Genomic DNA, 18,591 nt, shown 5'->3' with positions numbered 1-18,591 from the left:
GTTGTCGCTTCAAGCGATACTCGTACGCCGCTACAGCCCGCTCGTCGTCCCCAGGCGAGCACCGCGGACGCGTCATCCACCGATGGGGCCGTGCGACCCGTGACCTGCTGCCCAGTGGGAACGAGGCCGTCATGCATCCACGACTCCGAGCCCTGGACCAGAAGCAGGGCTACTTCCTGACGCGGGACGCGCTGGCGGCGGGTTACACGACGTCGGCCTTCTACCGCGCCCGTCGCGCTGGTGAGATCGTCGCCATCCGGCACGGGACGTACGCCTTGAGCAGCACGTGGAAGGAGCGCTCGGAGGTCGAGCGACACCGGGCACGGCTCCGGTCGGCGCTCGAGCGGGCCAACGTCGGGCAGGTCGCGTCCCACACGTCGGCAGTGCTCCTCCACACCGAGGGCCACTGGGGCCTCGACCTCTCGACGGTCCACCTCACGCATCCGCGACGTCGCTCGGAGCGCCGTGAGTCCGGGCTGGCCCACCACCGCGCGGACCTGCCGGAGGAGCACGTCGTCGACCTCGGAGGCGTGCCCGCCGTCGTACCCGCGCGTGCGGCGGTCGAGCTGTCCACGGTTGCGGACACCGAGCGGACCCTGGTGGTGATGGACAGCCTGCTCCGCGAGGGGCGCATGACGGCTGCCGAGCTCGACGCGATGGTCGCCTACGCGCGGAACTGGCCGGGAACGCTGCACACGGCCATCGCGGCGAGCCTCGCCAGTCCGCTAGCGGGCTCCGTCGGCGAGAGCCGGCTCTTCTACGGACTGTGGCGCGGCGGTGTCCCTGCACCGGTCCGACAGCATCCGGTGTACGACGGAAACGAGCTGGTCGCCGTGCTCGATCTCTGGTGGCCCGAGCACGGCGTGGCGGGTGAGTTCGACGGGGCGGTGAAGTACTCGAGGCTGCTGCACCCGGGTGAGACGCCCTCGGACGCGGTCGTGCGCGAGAAGGTCCGCGAGGACCGTGTACGGGAGCTCCTGGACTGCCGGTTCATCCGCTACGTCTGGCACGACCTGGACGACCAAGACCGGCTCGTCGCTCGGACGCGACGAGCGCTCGGAGTCGCGAAGGGCGCACCCGAAGTGTCGCTTTGACCATCAACATTGATGGTCAAAGCGACACGTTCCCCGGTCGACCGGGGAAAGTGACGGCCCCCGAGGCCAGCAGCCCCGAGCGTCAGAGGCCCTCGCCGCGCAGCAGCGCCTCGAAGGGCACGACGTCGCCGAACTCCTCGTCGGCCGCGGGCAGCGCCGTCGACCGCCGGGACGCCGCGACCGGGGCGCCGGCGACCAGGGCCGCGAGCTCCCCGGCCGCCCGGTGGACCCGGGCGGCGAGCTGCGTGTCGCCGCCGAAGTCCTCGGTGGCGGCGAAGACGCCGGTGGGCACGGTGACCGCCCGCAGGTAGGCGAACAGCGGCCGCAGCGCGTGCTCGATCACGAGCGAGTGCCGCGCCGTGCCCGCGGTCGCGGCGAGCAGCACCGGCTTGCCCGCCAGCGTCTCCGGCTCGAGCACGTCGAAGAAGGTCTTGAACAGGCCGGAGTACGACGCGCTGAAGACCGGCGTCACCACGATCAGCCCGTCGGCCCGCGCCACGTCGCCGATCGCCTCGGCGAGCCCGCCGGTGGCGAAGCCCGTCAGCAGGTGGTCGGTCAGCGCGTGGGCGACGTCGCGCAGCTCGACCACGTCGACGTGCACCTCCTCGCCCGCCGCGCCGAGCGCCGCCGCCGTCGCGTCGGCGAGCTGGTCGGCGAGGAGCCGGGTGCTGGACGGCTGGGAGAGCCCGGCCGTCACCACGGCGATCCGGCGGGTCACGCCCCCACCTCCACGGCGTCCTCGGCGCGGGCGCCGGTGACGTCGTCGGCGGCGTGCACGGTCGTGTCGCGCGCGCCACCGGCGGCGGCGACGAGCGAGGCGTGGGTCGGCGCGTCCGGCACGTTGGCCGGGCGGCCCTCCGCGAAGCCCTTCCGCATCTCCGGCAGGATCTCTCCGAGCAGGTCGAGCTGCTCGAGCACCGTCTTCAGCGGCAGCCCGGCGTGGTCGATGAGGAACAGCTGCCGCTGGTAGTGACCCGCGTAGTCGCGGAACGACAGCGTCCGCTCCAGCACCTGCTGCGGCGAGCCGACCGTCAGCGGCGTCTGCGAGGTGAAGTCCTCGAGCGACGGGCCGTGGCCGTAGACGGGGGCGTTGTCGAAGTAGGGGCGGAACTCCCGCACCGCCTCCTGGCTGTTGCGCCGCATGAAGAACTGGCCGCCCAGGCCGACGATCGCCTCGTCCGCGGTGCCGTGGCCGTAGTGCTCGAACCGGCGACGGTAGAGCGCCACCATCTGCCGTGTGTGCGACGCCGGCCAGAAGATGTGGTTGTGGAAGAAGCCGTCACCGTAGTAGGCCGCCTGCTCGGCGATCTCGGGGCTGCGGATCGAGCCGTGCCACACGAAGGGCGCGACGCCGTCGAGCGGGCGCGGCGTCGAGGTGTAGCCCTGCAGCGGCGTGCGGTGCTTGCCCTGCCAGTCGACGACGTCCTCGCGCCACAGGCGACGCAGCAGCGCGTAGTTCTCGATCGCCAGCTCGATGCCCTTGCGGATGTCCTTGCCGAACCAGGGGTACACGGGCCCGGTGTTGCCGCGACCCATCATGAGGTCGACCCGACCGTCGGTGAGGTGCTGGATCTTGGCGTAGTCCTCCGCGATCAGCACCGGGTCGGTGGTCGTGATCAGCGTCGTCGCCGTCGACAGCACGATGCGCTCGGTCTGCGCGCCGATGTAGGCGAGCGTGGCCGTCGGGTTCGAGGAGATGAACGGCGGGTTGTGGTGCTCCCCCGTCGCGAACACGTCGAGGCCGACCTCCTCCGCCTTGCGGGCGATCGCGACGGTCGACTTGATGCGCTCGTGCTCGCTGGGGGTGCGGCCCGTGGTGGGGTCGGTCGTGACGTCGCCGACGCTGAAGATGCCGATCTGCATGTCGCTCACTCGCTCCTCGTGTAGTTGAAAGTGAAACTATCACGTCAACCGGGACCGCTCCAGCTTTGTTCCCCGATCAGTCCCGCACCACCAGGAGCACCGCGCGGTCGTCGTCGCCACGGCTGACCTGCGTGATGATCCGGCTCGCGGCCCCCCGGAACCCGTCGGCCACCTCGCGGGCGGCCGTCGCCTGGAGCCAGGCGATGCCGACGTCGAGGTCCGCGTCGCGCGACTCGACGACGCCGTCGGTGTAGAAGAGCAGGGCCTCACCCGGCTGCAGCGTGCCGCGGCTCTCGACCAGCTCCGGGCGCGGGACGATGCCCAGCGCCGTGCCGCGGGCGTTGTCGACGAGCCACCGCGCCGCACCCTCGTCGTACCGCAGCGCCGGCGGGTGCCCGGCGCTGACGATGCTGTAGGAACCGGTCTCCAGGTCGACCCGCACGTGCACGGCGGTGGCGAAGGAGTCGTCGTCGCCGCGGCGCAGCAGGAAGTCGTTGGCGGCGCCCATGAGCGCGACCGGGGGCAGCGCACCCAGGAGCCCGCCGAGCGCACCGGCGAGCTGCAGCGCCTGCGTGCCCGCGCCCACGCCCTTGCCGCAGACGTCGACGAGGATCATCTCGAGGTGACGGCCGTCGCCGGTCGTGTCCGCCACGAGGAAGTCGCCGGCGTAGGCGACGCCGTAGGCCGGGCGGTTCGCCGACTCCGCCGACCATCCGGCCGGGAGGGCAGGCACGACGCTCTGAGCCTGCAGCCGGTCGCGCAGGTCGACGAGCATCGCCTCGCTGACGACGGTGGGCAGACCGGTGCGTTGCCGCCGGGCGTGGACGAGCACGAGCGCCGAGGCGACGAGCAGGGCGACGAGGGCCGAGATACGGGGGGCGGTGAACTCGCCGGCGGCGAGGACGGTCGTGAAGCCCAGCACCGCGCACACGGTCGCGAACACCGCCAGCGGCCAGAACCGCAGCAGCATCATGCCGACGATGAGCCAGACGAGGTAGGCGGTGACCGGCATGAAGCCGTAGTCCCACACGGAGACGCCGAAGCAGACGACGACCCCGACCAGCAGCAGGTCGAGCACCCACCGCTGACCGCTGGCCGAACCCGTGCGCCAGCGACCGACGCGGTCGTCGAGGTAGGCCGCGGCGCCCGAGCGCATCCGCGTGGTGGTGCTCACCGGCGAAGCGTACGGCCTGCGCACCGCCCACCAGCGGTGGATGGTGAGATGGCCCCATGAGCCAGCCCGACGTGCTCGGACCGCCCTACACGGCCGAGACGATCCCGCTCCGCCCCGACGACGAGGGCGAGGTCGTCGCCACGCTCGTCCACCGCCCCGCCGTCGGTCCGTCGCGGGGTGCCGTGCTCCACGTCCACGGGTTCTGCGACTACTTCTTCCACACCGAGTACGCCGCGTGGTGGGCCGAGCGGGGCTACGACGTCTACGCGCTCGACCTGCGCAAGTACGGCCGGTCGATCCTCCCCCACCAGACCCCCACCTACGTCGACGACCTCGCCGCGTACGACGAGGAGCTCGACGCCGCCTGGGAGCGGATCACCGATCGCGACGGCCACGAGCGGGTGCTGCTCTCGGGCCACAGCACGGGTGGGCTCATCGTCGCGCTGTGGGCCCACGACCGCACGCCGTCGGGGCTCGTCGGGCTCGTGCTCAACTCCCCGTGGTTCGACCTGCGCGGCTCCCTCCTCGCGCGCACCGTGGGCACGGTGGCGATCGACCTGCTGGGCGCCCGCTTCCCCCGCCGCGTGCTGCCCCGCAACGTCAGCGGGCTCTACGGCCGCAGCCTCCACCGCGACCACGAGGGCGAGTTCGACTACGACCTGCAGTGGAAGCCGCTGGAGTCGGTGCCGGTGCAGCTGGGGTGGCTGCGGGCCGTGCGCCGCGCCCACGCGCGCCTCCACCGCGGGCTCGCCGTCGGGGTGCCGGTGCTGGTGCTCTCCTCGGACCGCACGACCGCGCCCCGGGAGATGGGCGAGGACGTGCTGTCGAGCGACGTCGTGCTCGACGTCCAGCAGATCCGGCGCTGGTCGCCCTACGTCGGGGCTCGGCACCTGACGCTGGCGACCGTGCCCGGCGCGCTCCACGACGTGATCCTGTCCCGGCAGCCCGCCCGGTCGCTCGCCTACGCGGAGCTCGACCGCTGGCTGCGGAGCCGGATCGACGAGGACTGACCCGCCGGCCGTCGTTTGAGCTGCCCCGGAGGTGGGCAGGTCGGCGCCTGACCTCGCCCCCGCCGATACGGTGGTGGCCACTGCAGCAGCCACCCCTTCGAAGGAGACTCCTCGTGAGCTACAACCAGCCCCCGCCGCCCGGTGGGTACGGCGCACCCCAGCCCGGCGCGTACGGCGCACCCCAGCCCCGCCCGGCCGAGCTGATGGACCGCTTCCTGGCGCGCCTCATCGACGGCATCCTGCTGACGATCGTCAGCTTCGTGATCGGGCTGGTCCTCGCCGCGATCCTCATCGGTTCCGGTGGCGAGGCGAACTACGCCGTGACCGCTATCGGTGCGATCCTGGGCCTCGCCATCTCCTTGGGCTACTACGTCTTCTTCGAGACCACGTCGGGCCAGACGCTGGGCAAGAAGGCCATGAAGCTCAAGGTCGTCGGTCCGGCCGGCGCGCCCGTGACGCCCGCGCAGTCGGTCAAGCGCAACTTCTTCTACCTCTTCGGTCTGCTCGCGCTCGTGCCCCTCGGGATCTTCAACGTGCTCAGCACGCTGCTGCAGCTCGGCGTCTACATCTTCATCGCCGTCACGATCAGCCAGGACAAGCAGCTCCGCCAGGGCTTCCACGACAAGCTCGCCAACGAGACCTACGTGATGAAGCTCGGCTGACCCGAGCACCCGTCCACGACGAGGGGCCCCTGCCGACACCGGCAGGGGCCCCTCGTGCGTCGTGGGTCAGCCCGCGAGGAAGACGCCGAGCGCCACGACCCCGACCACCACGATGATGCCGCGGAGCACGCCGTCGGGCAGGCGGCGCCCGTAGCGAGCCCCGACCTGGGCGCCGACCACGGCGCCGACGCCGACGAGCAGGACGACGAGCCAGTCGACGTCGACGAAGACGGCGAAGAGCACGCCCGCGATGCCGTTGACGAGGGCGACGAGCAGGTTCTTCATGGCGTTGAGCCGCTGCAGCGTCTCGTCGAGGCCGATCCCGAGGAAGGCCATCATGATGATGCCCTGGGCGGCGCCGAAGTAGCCGCCGTAGACGCCGCAGAGCGCCACCACGGGCCAGAGCCACCAGGGGCCGTGCTCGGGACGCTCCCCCAGTCCCCGCGCCTCACGCCGCCGGGCGATGGCCGCGGAGATCCGCGGGCCGGTGACCACCAGCACGAGGCCGAGCACGATGAGCGCCGGGACGATCGCGGAGAACGCGCCGTCCGGCAGGGCGAACAGCAGGACGGCACCCAGGATGCCGCCGAGCGCGGAGGCGCTGGCGAAGCGCAGGATGCGTGCCCGTTGCCCGGCCAGCTCGCGGCGGTAGCCCCACGCGCCCGACAGCGAGCCCGGCACGAGACCGATCGTGTTCGAGGCGTTGGCCACGATCGGCGGCACGCCGAAGGCCAGCAGCGTCGGGAACGTGACGAGGGTGCCCGAGCCGACCACCGTGTTGATGGCGCCCGCCACGCCCCCGGCGGCGAGGATCGCCACCATCTCCACCCAGGAGGGGTCGAAGCCGCTCACCGCGGGCTCAGGCCTGGCGGCGCGAGCGCCGACGGGCCGACCAGCGACCGTCCTCGAGGCGGACGGTGAGCGGGGTGTCGAAGGTGGCCGAGAGGTTGGCCTCGGTGAGCGTCTCCGCGATGGGGCCGGCCGCCGTCACCCGGCCCTCGCGGAGCAGCAGCGCGTGCGTGAAGCCCGGCGGGATCTCCTCCACGTGGTGGGAGACCAGCACCGTCGCCGGCGAGTCCGGGTCGTAGGCGAGGACGGACAGCGTGCTGACGAGGTCCTCACGACCGCCGAGGTCGAGGCCCGCCCCCGGCTCGTCGAGCAGCAGGAGCTCGGGGTCCGTCATGAGCGAGCGTGCGATCTGCACCCGCTTGCGCTCGCCCTCGCTCAGCGTGCCGAAGGTGCGGTCCGCCAGGTGCTCGACGCTCATCTCGCGCAGCAGCGCGTCCGCGCGGGCGTGGTCGGGCTCGTCGTAGGACTCCTTCCAGCGCCCCACCACGGCGTACGCCGCGGTGAGCACCAGGTCGCGCACCGTCTCCCCACGGGGGATGCGCTCGGCGACGGCCGCGCTGGCCACGCCGATCCGGGGCCGGAGCTCGAACACGTCCACGGTGCCCAGCAGCTCGCCGAGCAGGCCGACCGCACCCGAGGTGGGGTGCAGCTGGGCGGCGGCGATCTGGAGCAGCGTGGTCTTCCCGGCCCCGTTGGGGCCGAGCAGCACCCACCGTTCCCCCTCGGACACCACCCAGGTGACCCGGTCGAGCAGGACCGCGTCCCCCCGTCGGACCGTCACGTCGGCGAGCTCGAGCACAGCGGTCATGACCGGCACCCTATCGAGGTCGGGCGCCGAGCCCGCGCCGTACCCTCGCCCCGTGGAATCCCAGCCCGTCTCCCTCACCCTCGCCTGGTGGGGCACCGCCTGGCTGCGCGGGCACGTCGCGGCCGACGACCTCCTCGACGCCCTCGGCGAGCACGCGGTGCGCCACGTCGTGGCCCCGGCCCACGGGGGCCCGTCGACCAGCCTCGTGGAGGCCCTGGGCCTCCTGCGCAGCGCCGGCGCCCAGGAGATCGGTGCCGCCTTCCCCGTGGCGGGCGACCTCGTCGGTCTCGGCGGTCCGGCCGCGTTCAACGCCGCGGCGCTCGACGCCGGCGAGGCGGTCGTGGCGGCCGCGGTCGGCGTCGGCTGGACGCCGGCCGGGGTCGGGGCGGCGATCGAGTGGACCGCGCACGCCGTCGGTCGGCGTCCGCTCCCCGACGTGGGCGACGCGGACCGGGGGCTGCGGTCCGCGCTGCTGGAGGCCGCCGACGGGCTCGCCCGGCTCGACGTCGCCCGCTGGCAGCCCGAGGTCGCCGACGAGCTCCTGGACCTGCGACGGGTGGGCAGCGACCTCGAGGCTCCGCCCGGCGTCCCCGCCCGCTGCGTGGACCTCGCCGGCCGTGCCCTGCGGTTGCAGCGCGTCGCGGCGCTGGCCGGGAGGACCGACGGCGCCGCCGTCACCGCCGTCGAGATCGACGCCCGTCGCGACGCGGTCCAGGGGTTGGCCCGCGCCGCCCGTCACGCGCTCACCGCCGCGGCGTCGCCCGAGGTCTGGCCGCCCGCCTGACGCCGGTCCGGCGCCGGCCCGACGCTGGACACCGGGCCGACGCGCCCGAGCGGTACCCTCGCCCCCGATGAGCGCTCCCGCCGACCCCAGCCAGCCCCGTCCCACGGACGGCGGTCCCGCCCACCCCGCGCCCCACGGGTCGCCCGGCGCGGCCTTCCCCGCCGGTGCTCCCGGTGCCGAGCGGACCCTCCTGCTGACCCTCACGGGCAAGGACCGGCCCGGCGTCACCACCTCGATGCTCGGCGTGCTGGCGCAGGCGGGCGTCGACGTGCTCGACGTCGAGCAGATCGTGCTGCGCGGTCGCCTCGTGCTGGGCCTGCTGGTCACCGCGCCCGACGCCCCCGCCGAGGTCGACCGCCTGCGCGACGAGGTCACGCGCGCCGCGACCGCGGTCGGGATGCAGGTGGAGGTCGAGCAGGGCACCGGCGACAACCACAGCCGCGGCGCCGGCCGGGTGCACGTCTCCGTCATCGGCGCACCGCTCCGGGCCGAGGCGCTCGCCGAGATCACCGGCCGCATCGCCGACGCCGGTGCCAACATCGACCGCATCGAGCGCATGGCGCGCTACCCCGTCACCGCGATCGACCTCCACGTGTCGGGCGCCGACCCCGAGCGTCTGCGCCTCTCGCTCGCAGCGGAGGCGGCCCGCCAGGGCGTGGACGTGGCGGTGCAGCCGGCCAACCTGCTGCGGCGCAGCATGCGGCTCATCGTCATGGACGTCGACTCCACCCTCATCCAGGGCGAGGTCATCGAGATGCTGGCGGCCCACGCCGGGTGCGAGGACGAGGTCGCCGCGGTCACCGAGGCCGCGATGCGCGGCGAGATCGACTTCGAGGAGTCGCTGCGCCAGCGCGTGGCGCGGCTCGAGGGCGTCGAGGCGACCGCGTTGGACGAGGTCTACGCCGGGATCCGGCTCGCCCCCGGCGCGCGCACGATGGTGCGCACCCTCAAGCGGCTCGGCTACCGCTTCGCCATCGTCTCGGGCGGCTTCAGCCAGATCACCGACCGGCTGTCCGCCGACCTCGGCATCGACTTCGCCCGGGCCAACGAGCTCGAGATCGTCGACGGTCGCCTGACCGGACGCATCGTGGGCCCGGTCGTCGACCGGGCGGGCAAGGCCACGGCGCTCCGCCAGTTCGCGGCGGAGGTGGGCATCCCCGTCGAGTCGGTCATCGCCGTCGGCGACGGCGCCAACGACCTCGACATGCTCGGCGTCGCGGGCCTCGGCATCGCGTTCAACGCCAAGCCCGCGGTCCGGGAGGCCGCCGAGGTCGCCGTCAACGTGCCCTACCTCGACACGATCATCTACCTGCTCGGCATCTCCCGCGAGGACGTCGAGGCCGCCGACGCGGCCGCCGGCCTCGTGACCCCCGCCCCCGTCGCGGGCTGAGGCGCGGCGTACCGGCTCAGGGCCGCGGCGAGCGGAAGTCGACGAGGCGGGCGAGCCCCCAGGCGAGCTCGCGCCACGGCACGGGCACCGCGAGCACGGTGACCGCCGCCGGCGGGTAGCCCTGGGCCATCCGCAGCGCCGCACGCTCGCTGCCGCGCCCGTCGTGGAGCAGGTGCGCGAGGGAGGCGACGGTCGGGTTGTGGCCCACGAGCAGCAGGGTGCCCACCCCCGCGTCGGTCGCGCGCACGAGGTCGAGCGCCGACTCCGGACCCGCGCTGTAGAGCGCGGGCGCGTGCTCGACGGGCACGTCGAGCAGGTTCCCGGCGGCGGCCAGCTCCTCCCAGGTACGGCGCGTGCGACGCGCGTCCGACACGAGGGCGCGGTCGGGCAGGTGGCCCTCCGTGCGCAGCCATCGCCCCACGCCGGTGGCCTCGGCGCGACCCTGGTCGGTCAGGTCGCGCTCGTGGTCGCTGGCAGCGGCGCCGGTGGCGGTCCCGTGCCGCAGGACGACGAGGCGGCGGACGGCCGGGGGGTCCGTCAGGGGCTCCGAGTCGCTCACGGGGTCCAATGTCCCACCGCGGTCCAGGCCGTGTCCGCCCAACCCACCGATCGGGCGTGCGGGGATGGTGCGATGGGCTACGCTGATCCCGCTCTCATGGGAGGGAGGCTCAGCCTCCCGGGGCACCATGCCGGCAGCCCCGACTGGGAGGGAGGGGCTGCACTGGTGTGGTGCCCCGCACCCCGTGGGCCGGGTGTCCCCCGCCCCCGGCGCGGTGCCCCAGCGGCCTGAGGGATCTCAGGCGCCCATCGCGTGGAAGCCGCCGTCGACGTGGACGATCTCGCCCGTGGTCGCGGGGAAGAAGTCCGAGAGCAGCGCCACGACGGCCTTGGCGGTCGGCACCTGGTCGCCGTTGTCCCAGCCCAGCGGCGCGCGGTCCTCCCACGTCTGCTCGAGCCGCTCGAAGCCGGGGATGGCCTTCGCGGCGAGCGTCTTCAGGGGGCCGGCCGAGACGAGGTTCACGCGGATGCCCTCGGGGCCGAGGTCGCGCGCCAGGTAGCGCGAGCACGACTCGAGACCGGCCTTCGCCACGCCCATCCAGTCGTAGGCTGGCCACGCCACGGTGGCGTCGAAGGTGAGGCCCACGATGGAGGAGCCCGAGGAGAGCAGCGGTCGGGTGGCGGTCGCGAGCGACTTCAGCGAGTACGCCGAGACCTGCACCGCCTGCGCCACGTCGTCCCAGGGGCCGTCGAGGAACTGGCCGCCGAGCAGCGTCTCCGGGTTGCCGTAGGCGATCGAGTGCACGACGCCGTCGAGCCCGTCGACGTGCTCGCGCACCTGGGCCTCGAGGCCCGCGAGGTGCTCGGGGTCGGTCACGTCCAGCTCCAGCACCGGCGGCTCGACGGGAAGCCGCTTGGCGATGCGCCGCGTGATGCCGAGCGCGCGGCCGAAGTTGGAGATGAGGACGGTCGCGCCCTGCTCCTGCGCCACCTTCGCCGTGGCGAACCCGATGGACGAGTCCATCGTGACGCCGGCGACCAGGATGCGCTTGCCCTCGAGGATGCCCATGTGTGCGTGTCCTTCTCTCTGCGGTGCGGTGACGTGCGGTGACGTGCGGTGATCGTGCGGGTGGTGGCGCGGGTGGGTCAGTGCCCCATGCCGAGGCCGCCGTCGACGGGGATGACGGCCCCGGTGACGTAGGCGGCCTGCTCGCTCGCCAGCCAGGTCACCGCGCCGGCGACCTCCTCGGGGCGGGCGTAGCGGCCGAGCGGCACCTGGCCCTTGATGGCGGCGCGCTGCTCGTCGCTGAGCACCTCGGTCATGTCGGTCTCGACGAAGCCGGGAGCGACCACGTTCGCGGTGATGGAGCGGCTGCCCAGCTCACGGGCGATCGAGCGGGCCATGCCGACGAGCCCCGACTTGGAGGCGGCGTAGTTGACCTGGCCGGCCGAGCCCAGCAGCCCGACGACGGACGAGACGAGCACGATCCGGCCGCGGCGCAGCTTCAGCATGCCCTTGGCGGCGCGGCGCACGAGGCGGTAGGAGCCCGTGAGGTTGGTGTCGATGACCGACGACCAGTCCTCGTCGCTCATCCGCAGGAGCAGGGTGTCCTTGGTGATGCCGGCGTTCGCCACGAGCACCTCGACCGGGCCGAGCTCGGCCTCGATGGTGGTGAAGGCGGCGTCGACCTGTGCGGCGTCGGTGATGTCGCACCGCACGTCGAGCGCGCCGTCGGGGGCACCGCCGTTCCGGGTCGTCACGGCGACGCGGTCGCCCTGCGCGATGAACGCCTCGGCGATGGCGCGGCCGATGCCGCGGTTGCCGCCGGTGACGAGGACGATGCGCCCGGGGGCGCCGTTCTGGGCAGTGTCGGTCACGACCGGTGACGCTAGTGCTTACCCGGAAGTACGCATAAACCTCCCGGCCGCGCGGCGAGGCGCGACCGGGAGGTCCCGGGGTGCGGGCGGGCGCGACGAGCGCCCACGGGTCACTCGTCCTCGAGGCGGAAGCCCACCTTGAGGGACACCTGGAAGTGGTCGACCTGCCCGTCCTTCACGTGGCCACGCACCTGCGTGACCTCGAACCAGTCCAGGTGGCGCAGCGTCTTGCCGGCGCGCGCGATGCCGTTGCGGATGGCCTGGTCCACGCCCTCCGGGGAGGTTCCGACGATCTCGGAGATGCGGTAGGTGCGGTCCGTCATGGTGGCTCCTCGTGGCTGTGCGTTCGGGCGCGGACAGGTCACACCGCGTCCGCTGGTGTCGTGATGCTACCGACGTACGCTGGGGGCCATGCCGTCGCTCCGTCGTACCTCGTCCAAGGACGAGCCCGTGCGCATCACCACGGCGCAGACCGCCCCCGACGAGAGCCTCGACAGCCGCCAGCGCCGCTACATCTTCGCGATGGCCGTGCGCACGCTGTGCGTCGTCGGTGCGTACGCCGTCGGCCCGGGCTGGCTGCGGTGGGTGCTGCTCTCCGGCGCGGTCTTCCTCCCCTGGTTCGCGGTCGTGGCCGCCAACGTCACCACGCAGCGCTCCGACGGCTTCGAGGTGGAGCCGGTCGACGCCCCGGCGCTGCCCGCGGGCGGGCAGGCCATCCACATCGAGGCCGGCGACTGGCAGACCCGCGAGGAGCGGGACTCCGCGTGAGCATCTTCGCCGGGCTCGGCGGCGGGCCCGACGGCACCGCGGAGGACACGGCCGCCCCGCTGTGCTCGTCGCGCGGCTGCCGCGCGGTCGCCGTGTGGGCCCACCGGTGGAACAACCCCCGCCTCCACACGCCGGAGCGTCGCAAGGTGTGGCTCGCGTGCGACGACCACCGCGCGTCGCTGGCGGACTTCCTCGGGTCGCGCGGGTTCCTCCGCGACACGGTGCCGGTCGGCGACCTGGCGCCGGAGGACGGCTGACCGGGGCTCAGCCCCCGATGGCCGACATCGGCCGCGCCGGCTGCAGGAACGTCGGGTCGTCGATCCCGTGGCCGGGCGCCTTGGGCCACATCGCCCGTCGCCAGAGGTCCGCGATCGTCGCGTCCGAGGCTCCGTCGCGGAGCGCACCCCGCAGGTCGGACTCCCCCCGGGCGAAGAGGCAGTTGCGCACCTGGCCGTCGGCGGTGAGCCGGACGCGGTCGCAGTCGCCGCAGAACGGCCGTGTCACCGAGGCGATGACCCCCACCCGGCCGCGGAGCCCGTTGCCGGCGTCGACCACGAAGCGCTCGGCCGGCGCGCTCCCCCGTGCCTCGTCGTCGGGTCGCACGTCGAAGGCCGCCTCGAGGGCCGCGAGGATCTCGTCGGCGGTCACCATCGTGTCCCGCGACCAGCCGTGCTGCGCGTCCAGCGGCATCTGCTCGATGAAACGCAGCTCGTGCCCGGCGGCCAGCGCCCACCGCACGAGCTCGGGCGCCTCGCCGTCGTTGACCCCACGGAGCAGCACCGCGTTGACCTTGACGGGGCTGAGGCCTGCGGCCGCCGCGGCCTCGATCCCGGCGAGCGCGTCGTGGAGCCGGTCGCGGCGCGTGAGCGCGGCGTAGGACTCGGGACGGATGCTGTCGAGGCTCACGTTGACCCGGGTGAGGCCGGCGGCCGCCAGGGCGGGCGCCGTGCGGGCGAGGCCGAGCGCGTTGGTGGTGAGCGAGAGCTCCAGCTGCGGCGCGGCCCGGTGGACCTCGTCGACGATGGTGACGAGCCCGCGGCGTACCAGCGGCTCGCCGCCCGTGAACCGCACCTCCCGCACCCCCAGGTGCTCGGCCGCGATGGTCACGAGCCGGACGACCTCCTCGTCGGTGAGCACGTCCTCGCCCGGCAGCCACTCGAGCCCCTCGGGCGGCATGCAGTAGGAGCAGCGCAGGTTGCAGCGGTCGGTGAGCGAGACCCGCAGGTCCGTCGCGACGCGACCGTGCCGGTCCACGAGCCCGCGCTCCGTCCCCGGGCGCGCGTGCGCCACGGGGGTCGGCAGGTCGACGAGGTCGGTCATGGGCCAAGGATAGGCGCCTGCCGGGCGCCGGGCCGTCGGCGAGTAGCCTCTGGGGGTGGGCTCCTTCCGCTTCCTGCTCTCCCGGCGCTGGATCCTCTTCGGCATCACGGTCGTCCTGCTGACCTACGTCGCGTACCTCCTCGGGCAGTGGCAGTTCCACCGCCTCGACGACCGCCGCGAGCGCAACGCCATCGTCGAGCGCAACGAGGGGCGCACCGTCGACGTCGGCCAGATCATGTCGCCGGGCGGCGACGTCGACGCCGAGGACGAGTGGACCGCCGTGACGGCGACGGGCACCTACGACGTGGCCAACACGGTCGTGGTGCGGTACCGCACCCGCGACGGCCAGCCGGGCGCCGACATCGTGGTCCCCCTGCGGCTCGACGACGGCACGAGCGTGCTCGTCGACCGCGGGTGGATGGCGACCGAGAACTCGGGCGACCTCGCGGGCTCGGACCCCGACGCCCTCCCCGACTCGCCCGGCGGCGAGGTCGAGATCGTCGGCTACGCGCGGAGCGACGCCGAGGGCCGCAGCACCGAGGTCACGGACACGCAGTCCACGCGCGCGATCTCGTCGGACGCGATCGGGCAGGCGCTCGACCTCGACCTCCTCGGCGGGTTCGTCGACCTCGCGGAGGAGACCCCCGCCGCGGCGGACCCGCTCGTGCCACCGCCGCTCCCCGAGCTCGACGAGGGTCCGCACTTCTTCTACGGCCTGCAGTGGTGGTTCTTCGGCGCGCTGGCCGTCTTCGGCTTCTTCTACCTGATGTACGACGAGGTCCGCGGCGGCCCGGCCCGCCGCGACCGTCTGCGGGCGGAGAAGCGCGCCCGCGTCGAGGCGCAGGAGCGCCAGCAGGCGGAGATCCAGGCCCGGATCCGCGCCGAGCGCGAGGCGAGCCGCCGCGGCTGACCCGACGCGCCGGCGTACGCCGCGGGATCAGGCCACGGTCGGCGTGACGTCGTCGACGAGCTGCGTGGCGTGGAGCCGGGCGTAGAGGCCGTCGCGCAGCAGGAGCTCGGTGTGGGTGCCGCTCTCCACGATGCGCCCGCCGTCGACGACGAGGATCTGGTCGGCGTCCCGGACGGTCGAGAGACGATGGGCGATCACCAGCGACGTGCGCCCCTCGAGCGCGGTCGCGAGCGCCTCCTGCACCGCCTGCTCCGAGCCGCCGTCGAGGTGGGCCGTCGCCTCGTCGAGCACGACGAGCGGGGGCGCCTTCAGCAGCAGGCGCGCGATCGCCAGGCGCTGCCGCTCACCGCCGGAGAGGCGGTAGCCCCGGTCGCCGACCACCGTGTCGAGCCCGCTCGGCAGCGACCGCACCAGGTCCCCCACGCGCGCGGCGTCGAGCGCCGCCCAGATCTCGGGGTCGGTGGCGGAGGGCCGCGCGTAGCGCAGGTTGGCGCCGATCGTGTCGTGGAAGAGGTGGGCGTCCTGCGTCACGTAGCCCACGGCGTCCTCGAGCGAGTCCAGGGTCACGCTCCGCACGTCGTGGCCGGCGAGGCGCACGGTGCCGGCGTCGACGTCGTAGAGCCGCGCCACGAGGTGGGTGATGGTCGTCTTGCCCGCGCCCGAGGGACCCACCAGGGCGACCTTCTCCCCCGCCTCGGCCACGAACGTCACGTCGTGGAGCACCTGACCGCCCCCGTTGCGGTCGGGCGACGACACGGTCTCCAGCGAGGCCAGGGTCGTGCCGGCCGCGTTCGGGTAGGCGAACGAGACGTGGTCGAGCTCGAGCCGGATCCCGCCCGCGCCCTCGTGCCGCGGCAGCGGCACGGCGTCGGCCCGCTCGGGGACGCTGGCCGGCAGGTCGAGCACCTCGAAGACGCGCTCGAAGCTGACGAGCGCCGTCATGACGTCCACGCGCACGTTGGAGAGGCCCTGCAGCGGGCCGAGCAGGCGGAGCAGCAGCGTCGCGAGGGCCAGCAGGGTGCCGAGCGTGAGCTCCCCCCGGACCACGAGGTAGCCGCCCACGCCGTAGACCAGCGCCGTGGCCATCGCGGGCACGAGCATCATGGCGGCGGCGAAGAGGCGGGTCAGGAGCGCGATCCGGACGCCCAGCCCGCGCACGACCTCCGCCTTGCCGGCGAACAGGGCGTCCTCCTCCGGCCGGCGGCCGAACAGCTTGAGCAGCATCGCGCCGCCGACGTTGAAGCGCTCCGTCATCATGTTGCCGAGGTCGGCGTTGCCGTCCATCTGCCGCCGGGTCAGTCCGGCCAGCCGGGCCCCGACCCAGCGCGACACCCCGAAGAGCAGCGGGAACATCAGCAGGCAGAGCAGGGTGACCTGCCAGCTGAGCGCCACCATGGTGATGCCCACGACGACGACCGCGACCGTGTTGGACACGGCGCTCGACAGCACGCTCGTGAACGCCTTCTGCGCGCCGACGACGTCGTTGTTGAGCCGCGACACGAGTGCCCCGGTCTGGGTGCGGGTGAAGAACGCCAGGCCCTGGCGCTGCACGTGGGCGAACACCTGCCGTCGCAGGTCGTAGATGAGTCCCTCGCCCAGGCGGGCCGACAACCACCCGCCGAGCACGCCCAGCACCGCGTCGACCACGGCGGTGAGGGCCATCAGCCCGGCGACCACCCCCACGACCCGCAGGTCGCCGGCGACGATGCCGTCGTCCACGAGGCGCTGCACGAGCAGCGGGGTGACCACCACGAGGAGGGCGTCGAGCACGGTGACGCCGCCGAACCAGCCCAGCACGCGCCGGTGGGGCCGCGCCGCGCCGAGCACGCGCCGTACGACGACGCGGTCGACCTTCGTCGACACCGCGGAGCGGTCGGTGCGCAGGTGCCGCCACGACGCGCCCATCCCCGACATCCCTGACATGACCCTCCCAACCGTCGCGGCGCGTCGCGTGTTCCCGCTCACCGCTGCCGCTCCTGACCCTACGATGCGAACCGTGAGCACCGAACCGTCCGTCGCTGCCGCGGCGTACGGGTCGCGCCTGCTCGGCCGCCCCGACGAGAACATCCGGTCCCTCCGCGTGCGGGTGCAGCTCCTCCTCACCGCCGTGCTGCTCGTGGCCAACCTCATCGGCGCCGTCGTCGTAGCGGCCCTGCTCCTGCTCGTGCGGCCCTCGGAGCCCGTCTCCGGCGCCTACTGGCTGGCCCACGCGATCGCGGTCCCCGTGTACGTCGCTGCCGCCGCCGTGGTCGGCGTCCTCACGATCACGCGGGGACTGCTGCGCGTGCTCACCTGGGCGCGGGAGGACCGGCCGCCCCGGGAGGAGGAGGTGCGGGCCACCCTGCGGGCGCCGCGCCTCGCCCTGGCGCGCCAGGGCGTGCTCTGGGCCGGCGGCGTCGTCCTCTTCACCGTGCTCCCGCTGTGGCTGCAGCCGGAGATGGCGCTGACCGAGGGCATCGCCGTGACCGTCGCGGGCGTGCTCGTCTGCGCGATCTCCTACCTGTGGACCGAGTTCATCCTGCGGCCCATCACGGCGCGCGCCCTGGTCCAGGGGCCGCCGCCCGTGGGCCGCACCTCGGGGGTGCACCGCCGCCTCATCCTGTTCTGGGTGCTCGGCACCGGGGTCCCCGTGGCCGTCCTCATGCTCTGCGGCATCCTCGCCCTGTCCGGCGACGACCAGGTCGACCTGACCCGGCTGGGGGTCCTGTGCCTCGTGCTCGGCGGTGTCGTGCTCCTGTTCGGCTACATGATAATCGGGCTCACGTCACGCTCGATCGTGGCGCCGCTCGCCTCCGTGCGCCAGGCGCTCGCCGCGGTCGAGGACGGCCGGCTCGACGTCGTCATCCCGGTGTACGACGCCACGGAGATCGGCCACCTGCAGAGCGGCTTCAACCGGATGGCGGCCGGCCTCCGGGAGCGCGAGCGGATCCGCGACCTGTTCGGACGCCACGTCGGCCAGGAGGTGGCGGCCGCCGCCGTGAGCGCCGACGTCGAGCTCGGCGGGGAGACGCGCGTCGTCTCCGTGCTCTTCGTCGACCTCATGGGCTCGACCGCCATGGCGACCCGCCTCGAGCCGCAGGACGTCGTCACGGTGCTCAACCGGTTCTGCGCGGTCGTGGTCGACGAGGTCGACCGGGCCGGCGGGCTCGTCAACAAGTTCATGGGCGACGCGGTGCTCGCCGTCTTCGGCGCCCCCGTCCCACGGGACGACCACGCCACGGCGGCGCTCCGGGCGGCGCGTGCCATCGCCGTACGGCTAGCGGAGGAGGTGCCGGAGATCAGGGCCGGGGTCGGCGTCGCGACCGGCGAGGCCGTCGCGGGCAACGTGGGCGACGAGCGCCGGTTCGAGTACACCGTCATCGGCGACGCCGTGAACTCCGCGGCCCGGCTCACCGAGCTCGCCAAGAAGCGTCCCGGGCTGGTGCTGGCCGCCGCGGCCTCGATCGCCGCCGCCGACGAGGACGAGGCAGCGCGCTGGCGCGCCGACGGCGAGGAGGTCCTGCGCGGGCGGGAGGAACCGACGGGCCTGGCCGTGCCGCGCTGAGCCCGCTCCTCCTCCCCGCTCCATGCCCCGGTCGTGGTG

Annotated in this window: 20 protein-coding genes; 9 read left to right on the top strand and 11 right to left on the bottom strand. The window is 73.8% G+C overall.

Annotated features, from left to right (window positions below; translation table 11 throughout):
* Nucleotides 1-131 precede the first annotated feature (131 nt).
* A complete protein-coding gene (locus QE405_RS06770; protein WP_307199438.1) occupies nucleotides 132-1,094 on the top strand; it encodes a type IV toxin-antitoxin system AbiEi family antitoxin domain-containing protein in 963 nt (320 codons plus the stop codon).
* A gap of 82 nt (nucleotides 1,095-1,176) precedes the next feature.
* Here QE405_RS06770 and QE405_RS06765 read toward each other — a convergent pair whose 3' ends face one another.
* The 3 genes from QE405_RS06765 to QE405_RS06755 all read right to left on the bottom strand — a co-directional run bounded on the left by QE405_RS06765 (nucleotide 1,177) and on the right by QE405_RS06755 (nucleotide 4,131).
* Nucleotides 1,177-1,812, bottom strand: coding sequence for a CE1759 family FMN reductase (locus QE405_RS06765; RefSeq protein ID WP_307199437.1), 636 nt, complete (start codon nucleotides 1,810-1,812; stop codon nucleotides 1,177-1,179).
* The gene (locus QE405_RS06760) at nucleotides 1,809-2,957 is read right to left on the bottom strand and encodes an LLM class flavin-dependent oxidoreductase (protein WP_307205652.1); all 1,149 of its coding nucleotides are present in this window, start codon (nucleotides 2,955-2,957) and stop codon (nucleotides 1,809-1,811) included. The genes QE405_RS06765 and QE405_RS06760 overlap by 4 nt, the downstream gene beginning before the upstream one ends.
* 76 nt (nucleotides 2,958-3,033) lie before the next feature.
* On the bottom strand, nucleotides 3,034-4,131 hold the full coding sequence (locus QE405_RS06755) for a PP2C family protein-serine/threonine phosphatase (RefSeq protein ID WP_307199436.1): 1,098 nt from the start codon (nucleotides 4,129-4,131) through the stop codon (nucleotides 3,034-3,036).
* A gap of 56 nt (nucleotides 4,132-4,187) precedes the next feature.
* On the opposite strand from QE405_RS06755, the gene QE405_RS06750 reads away from it, so the two are divergent.
* Complete coding sequence (locus tag QE405_RS06750; RefSeq protein ID WP_307199435.1) at nucleotides 4,188-5,141, top strand: alpha/beta fold hydrolase; 954 nt, start codon at nucleotides 4,188-4,190, stop codon at nucleotides 5,139-5,141.
* A gap of 113 nt (nucleotides 5,142-5,254) precedes the next feature.
* Nucleotides 5,255-5,803, top strand: coding sequence for an RDD family protein (locus tag QE405_RS06745; RefSeq protein ID WP_307199434.1), 549 nt, complete (start codon nucleotides 5,255-5,257; stop codon nucleotides 5,801-5,803).
* Nucleotides 5,804-5,869: 66 nt separating this feature from the next.
* Here QE405_RS06745 and QE405_RS06740 read toward each other — a convergent pair whose 3' ends face one another.
* Both QE405_RS06740 and QE405_RS06735 read right to left on the bottom strand, forming a co-directional pair.
* Nucleotides 5,870-6,655 carry a sulfite exporter TauE/SafE family protein gene (locus QE405_RS06740; protein ID WP_444939680.1) on the bottom strand — a complete coding sequence of 262 codons (786 nt, stop codon included), beginning with the start codon at nucleotides 6,653-6,655 and terminating at the stop codon, nucleotides 5,870-5,872.
* Between the two features lie 7 nt (nucleotides 6,656-6,662).
* Nucleotides 6,663-7,460 (bottom strand): ABC transporter ATP-binding protein, encoded by a 798-nt coding sequence (locus QE405_RS06735; protein ID WP_307199433.1) that lies wholly within the window; start codon nucleotides 7,458-7,460, stop codon nucleotides 6,663-6,665.
* A gap of 52 nt (nucleotides 7,461-7,512) precedes the next feature.
* Between QE405_RS06735 and QE405_RS06730 the strand changes: the two genes are divergently transcribed.
* Together QE405_RS06730 and serB are read left to right on the top strand one after the other, a co-directional pair.
* Entirely contained in the window at nucleotides 7,513-8,244 is a 732-nt protein-coding gene (locus tag QE405_RS06730; RefSeq protein ID WP_307199432.1) for a hypothetical protein, read from the top strand.
* Nucleotides 8,245-8,311: 67 nt separating this feature from the next.
* On the top strand, nucleotides 8,312-9,634 hold the full coding sequence (serB, locus tag QE405_RS06725) for a phosphoserine phosphatase SerB (protein WP_307199431.1): 1,323 nt from the start codon (nucleotides 8,312-8,314) through the stop codon (nucleotides 9,632-9,634).
* 16 nt (nucleotides 9,635-9,650) lie between these two features.
* On the opposite strand, the gene QE405_RS06720 is transcribed toward serB, so the two are convergent.
* The 4 genes from QE405_RS06720 to QE405_RS06705 all read right to left on the bottom strand — a co-directional run bounded on the left by QE405_RS06720 (nucleotide 9,651) and on the right by QE405_RS06705 (nucleotide 12,333).
* Nucleotides 9,651-10,193 carry a SixA phosphatase family protein gene (locus QE405_RS06720; protein ID WP_307199430.1) on the bottom strand — a complete coding sequence of 181 codons (543 nt, stop codon included), beginning with the start codon at nucleotides 10,191-10,193 and terminating at the stop codon, nucleotides 9,651-9,653.
* Between the two features lie 237 nt (nucleotides 10,194-10,430).
* A complete protein-coding gene (gene fabI, locus QE405_RS06715; RefSeq protein ID WP_307199429.1) occupies nucleotides 10,431-11,201 on the bottom strand; it encodes an enoyl-ACP reductase FabI in 771 nt (256 codons plus the stop codon).
* Between the two features lie 77 nt (nucleotides 11,202-11,278).
* A complete protein-coding gene (fabG, locus tag QE405_RS06710) occupies nucleotides 11,279-12,010 on the bottom strand; it encodes a 3-oxoacyl-[acyl-carrier-protein] reductase (protein WP_307199428.1) in 732 nt (243 codons plus the stop codon).
* A 110-nt stretch (nucleotides 12,011-12,120) separates the two neighbouring features.
* Nucleotides 12,121-12,333: a dodecin gene (locus QE405_RS06705; RefSeq protein WP_307199427.1), complete on the bottom strand. Its 213-nt coding sequence runs from the start codon at nucleotides 12,331-12,333 to the stop codon at nucleotides 12,121-12,123.
* A gap of 88 nt (nucleotides 12,334-12,421) precedes the next feature.
* Here QE405_RS06705 and QE405_RS06700 point away from each other — a divergent pair, with 88 nt between their 5' ends.
* Nucleotides 12,422-12,778: a DUF3099 domain-containing protein gene (locus QE405_RS06700; RefSeq protein WP_307199426.1), complete on the top strand. Its 357-nt coding sequence runs from the start codon at nucleotides 12,422-12,424 to the stop codon at nucleotides 12,776-12,778.
* Nucleotides 12,775-13,035 carry a hypothetical protein gene (locus QE405_RS06695; RefSeq protein ID WP_307199425.1) on the top strand — a complete coding sequence of 87 codons (261 nt, stop codon included), beginning with the start codon at nucleotides 12,775-12,777 and terminating at the stop codon, nucleotides 13,033-13,035. The genes QE405_RS06700 and QE405_RS06695 overlap by 4 nt, the downstream gene beginning before the upstream one ends.
* Before the next feature lie 7 nt (nucleotides 13,036-13,042).
* Here the strand turns inward: QE405_RS06695 and moaA are convergent, their stop codons facing one another.
* Complete coding sequence (moaA, locus tag QE405_RS06690) at nucleotides 13,043-14,098, bottom strand: GTP 3',8-cyclase MoaA (protein ID WP_307199424.1); 1,056 nt, start codon at nucleotides 14,096-14,098, stop codon at nucleotides 13,043-13,045.
* A gap of 55 nt (nucleotides 14,099-14,153) precedes the next feature.
* On the opposite strand from moaA, the gene QE405_RS06685 reads away from it, so the two are divergent.
* Nucleotides 14,154-15,008 (top strand): SURF1 family cytochrome oxidase biogenesis protein, encoded by an 855-nt coding sequence (locus QE405_RS06685; protein ID WP_307199423.1) that lies wholly within the window; start codon nucleotides 14,154-14,156, stop codon nucleotides 15,006-15,008.
* A 27-nt stretch (nucleotides 15,009-15,035) separates the two neighbouring features.
* Here QE405_RS06685 and QE405_RS06680 read toward each other — a convergent pair whose 3' ends face one another.
* Nucleotides 15,036-16,913, bottom strand: coding sequence for an ABC transporter ATP-binding protein (locus QE405_RS06680; protein WP_307199422.1), 1,878 nt, complete (start codon nucleotides 16,911-16,913; stop codon nucleotides 15,036-15,038).
* An 82-nt stretch (nucleotides 16,914-16,995) separates the two neighbouring features.
* Here QE405_RS06680 and QE405_RS06675 point away from each other — a divergent pair, with 82 nt between their 5' ends.
* Nucleotides 16,996-18,552, top strand: coding sequence for an adenylate/guanylate cyclase domain-containing protein (locus tag QE405_RS06675; RefSeq protein ID WP_444939679.1), 1,557 nt, complete (start codon nucleotides 16,996-16,998; stop codon nucleotides 18,550-18,552).
* Nucleotides 18,553-18,591 lie beyond the last annotated feature (39 nt).

The organism is Nocardioides zeae, assembly GCF_030818655.1.
GTDB classification, from domain to species: Bacteria; Actinomycetota; Actinomycetes; order Propionibacteriales; family Nocardioidaceae; genus Nocardioides; species Nocardioides zeae_A.
Note: the sequence above shows the minus strand (reverse complement) of the source record. Positions and strands in the feature narration are given on the sequence as shown.

Excerpts from the sequence above, each read along its gene's own strand:
- QE405_RS06770 (WP_307199438.1), top strand. The coding sequence starts at position 132 with ATGCATCCACGACTCCGAGCCCTGGACCAGAAGCAGGGCTACTTCCTG.
- QE405_RS06675 (WP_444939679.1), top strand. The coding sequence starts at position 16,996 with ATGCGAACCGTGAGCACCGAACCGTCCGTCGCTGCCGCGGCGTACGGG.
- serB (WP_307199431.1), top strand. The coding sequence starts at position 8,312 with ATGAGCGCTCCCGCCGACCCCAGCCAGCCCCGTCCCACGGACGGCGGT.
- QE405_RS06705 (WP_307199427.1), bottom strand. The coding sequence starts at position 12,333 with ATGACGGACCGCACCTACCGCATCTCCGAGATCGTCGGAACCTCCCCG.
- QE405_RS06680 (WP_307199422.1), bottom strand. The coding sequence starts at position 16,913 with ATGGGCGCGTCGTGGCGGCACCTGCGCACCGACCGCTCCGCGGTGTCG.
- QE405_RS06750 (WP_307199435.1), top strand. The coding sequence starts at position 4,188 with ATGAGCCAGCCCGACGTGCTCGGACCGCCCTACACGGCCGAGACGATC.
- QE405_RS06735 (WP_307199433.1), bottom strand. The coding sequence starts at position 7,460 with ATGACCGCTGTGCTCGAGCTCGCCGACGTGACGGTCCGACGGGGGGAC.
- moaA (WP_307199424.1), bottom strand. The coding sequence starts at position 14,098 with ATGACCGACCTCGTCGACCTGCCGACCCCCGTGGCGCACGCGCGCCCG.
- QE405_RS06760 (WP_307205652.1), bottom strand. The coding sequence starts at position 2,957 with ATGCAGATCGGCATCTTCAGCGTCGGCGACGTCACGACCGACCCCACC.
- fabI (WP_307199429.1), bottom strand. The coding sequence starts at position 11,201 with ATGGGCATCCTCGAGGGCAAGCGCATCCTGGTCGCCGGCGTCACGATG.
- QE405_RS06700 (WP_307199426.1), top strand. The coding sequence starts at position 12,422 with ATGCCGTCGCTCCGTCGTACCTCGTCCAAGGACGAGCCCGTGCGCATC.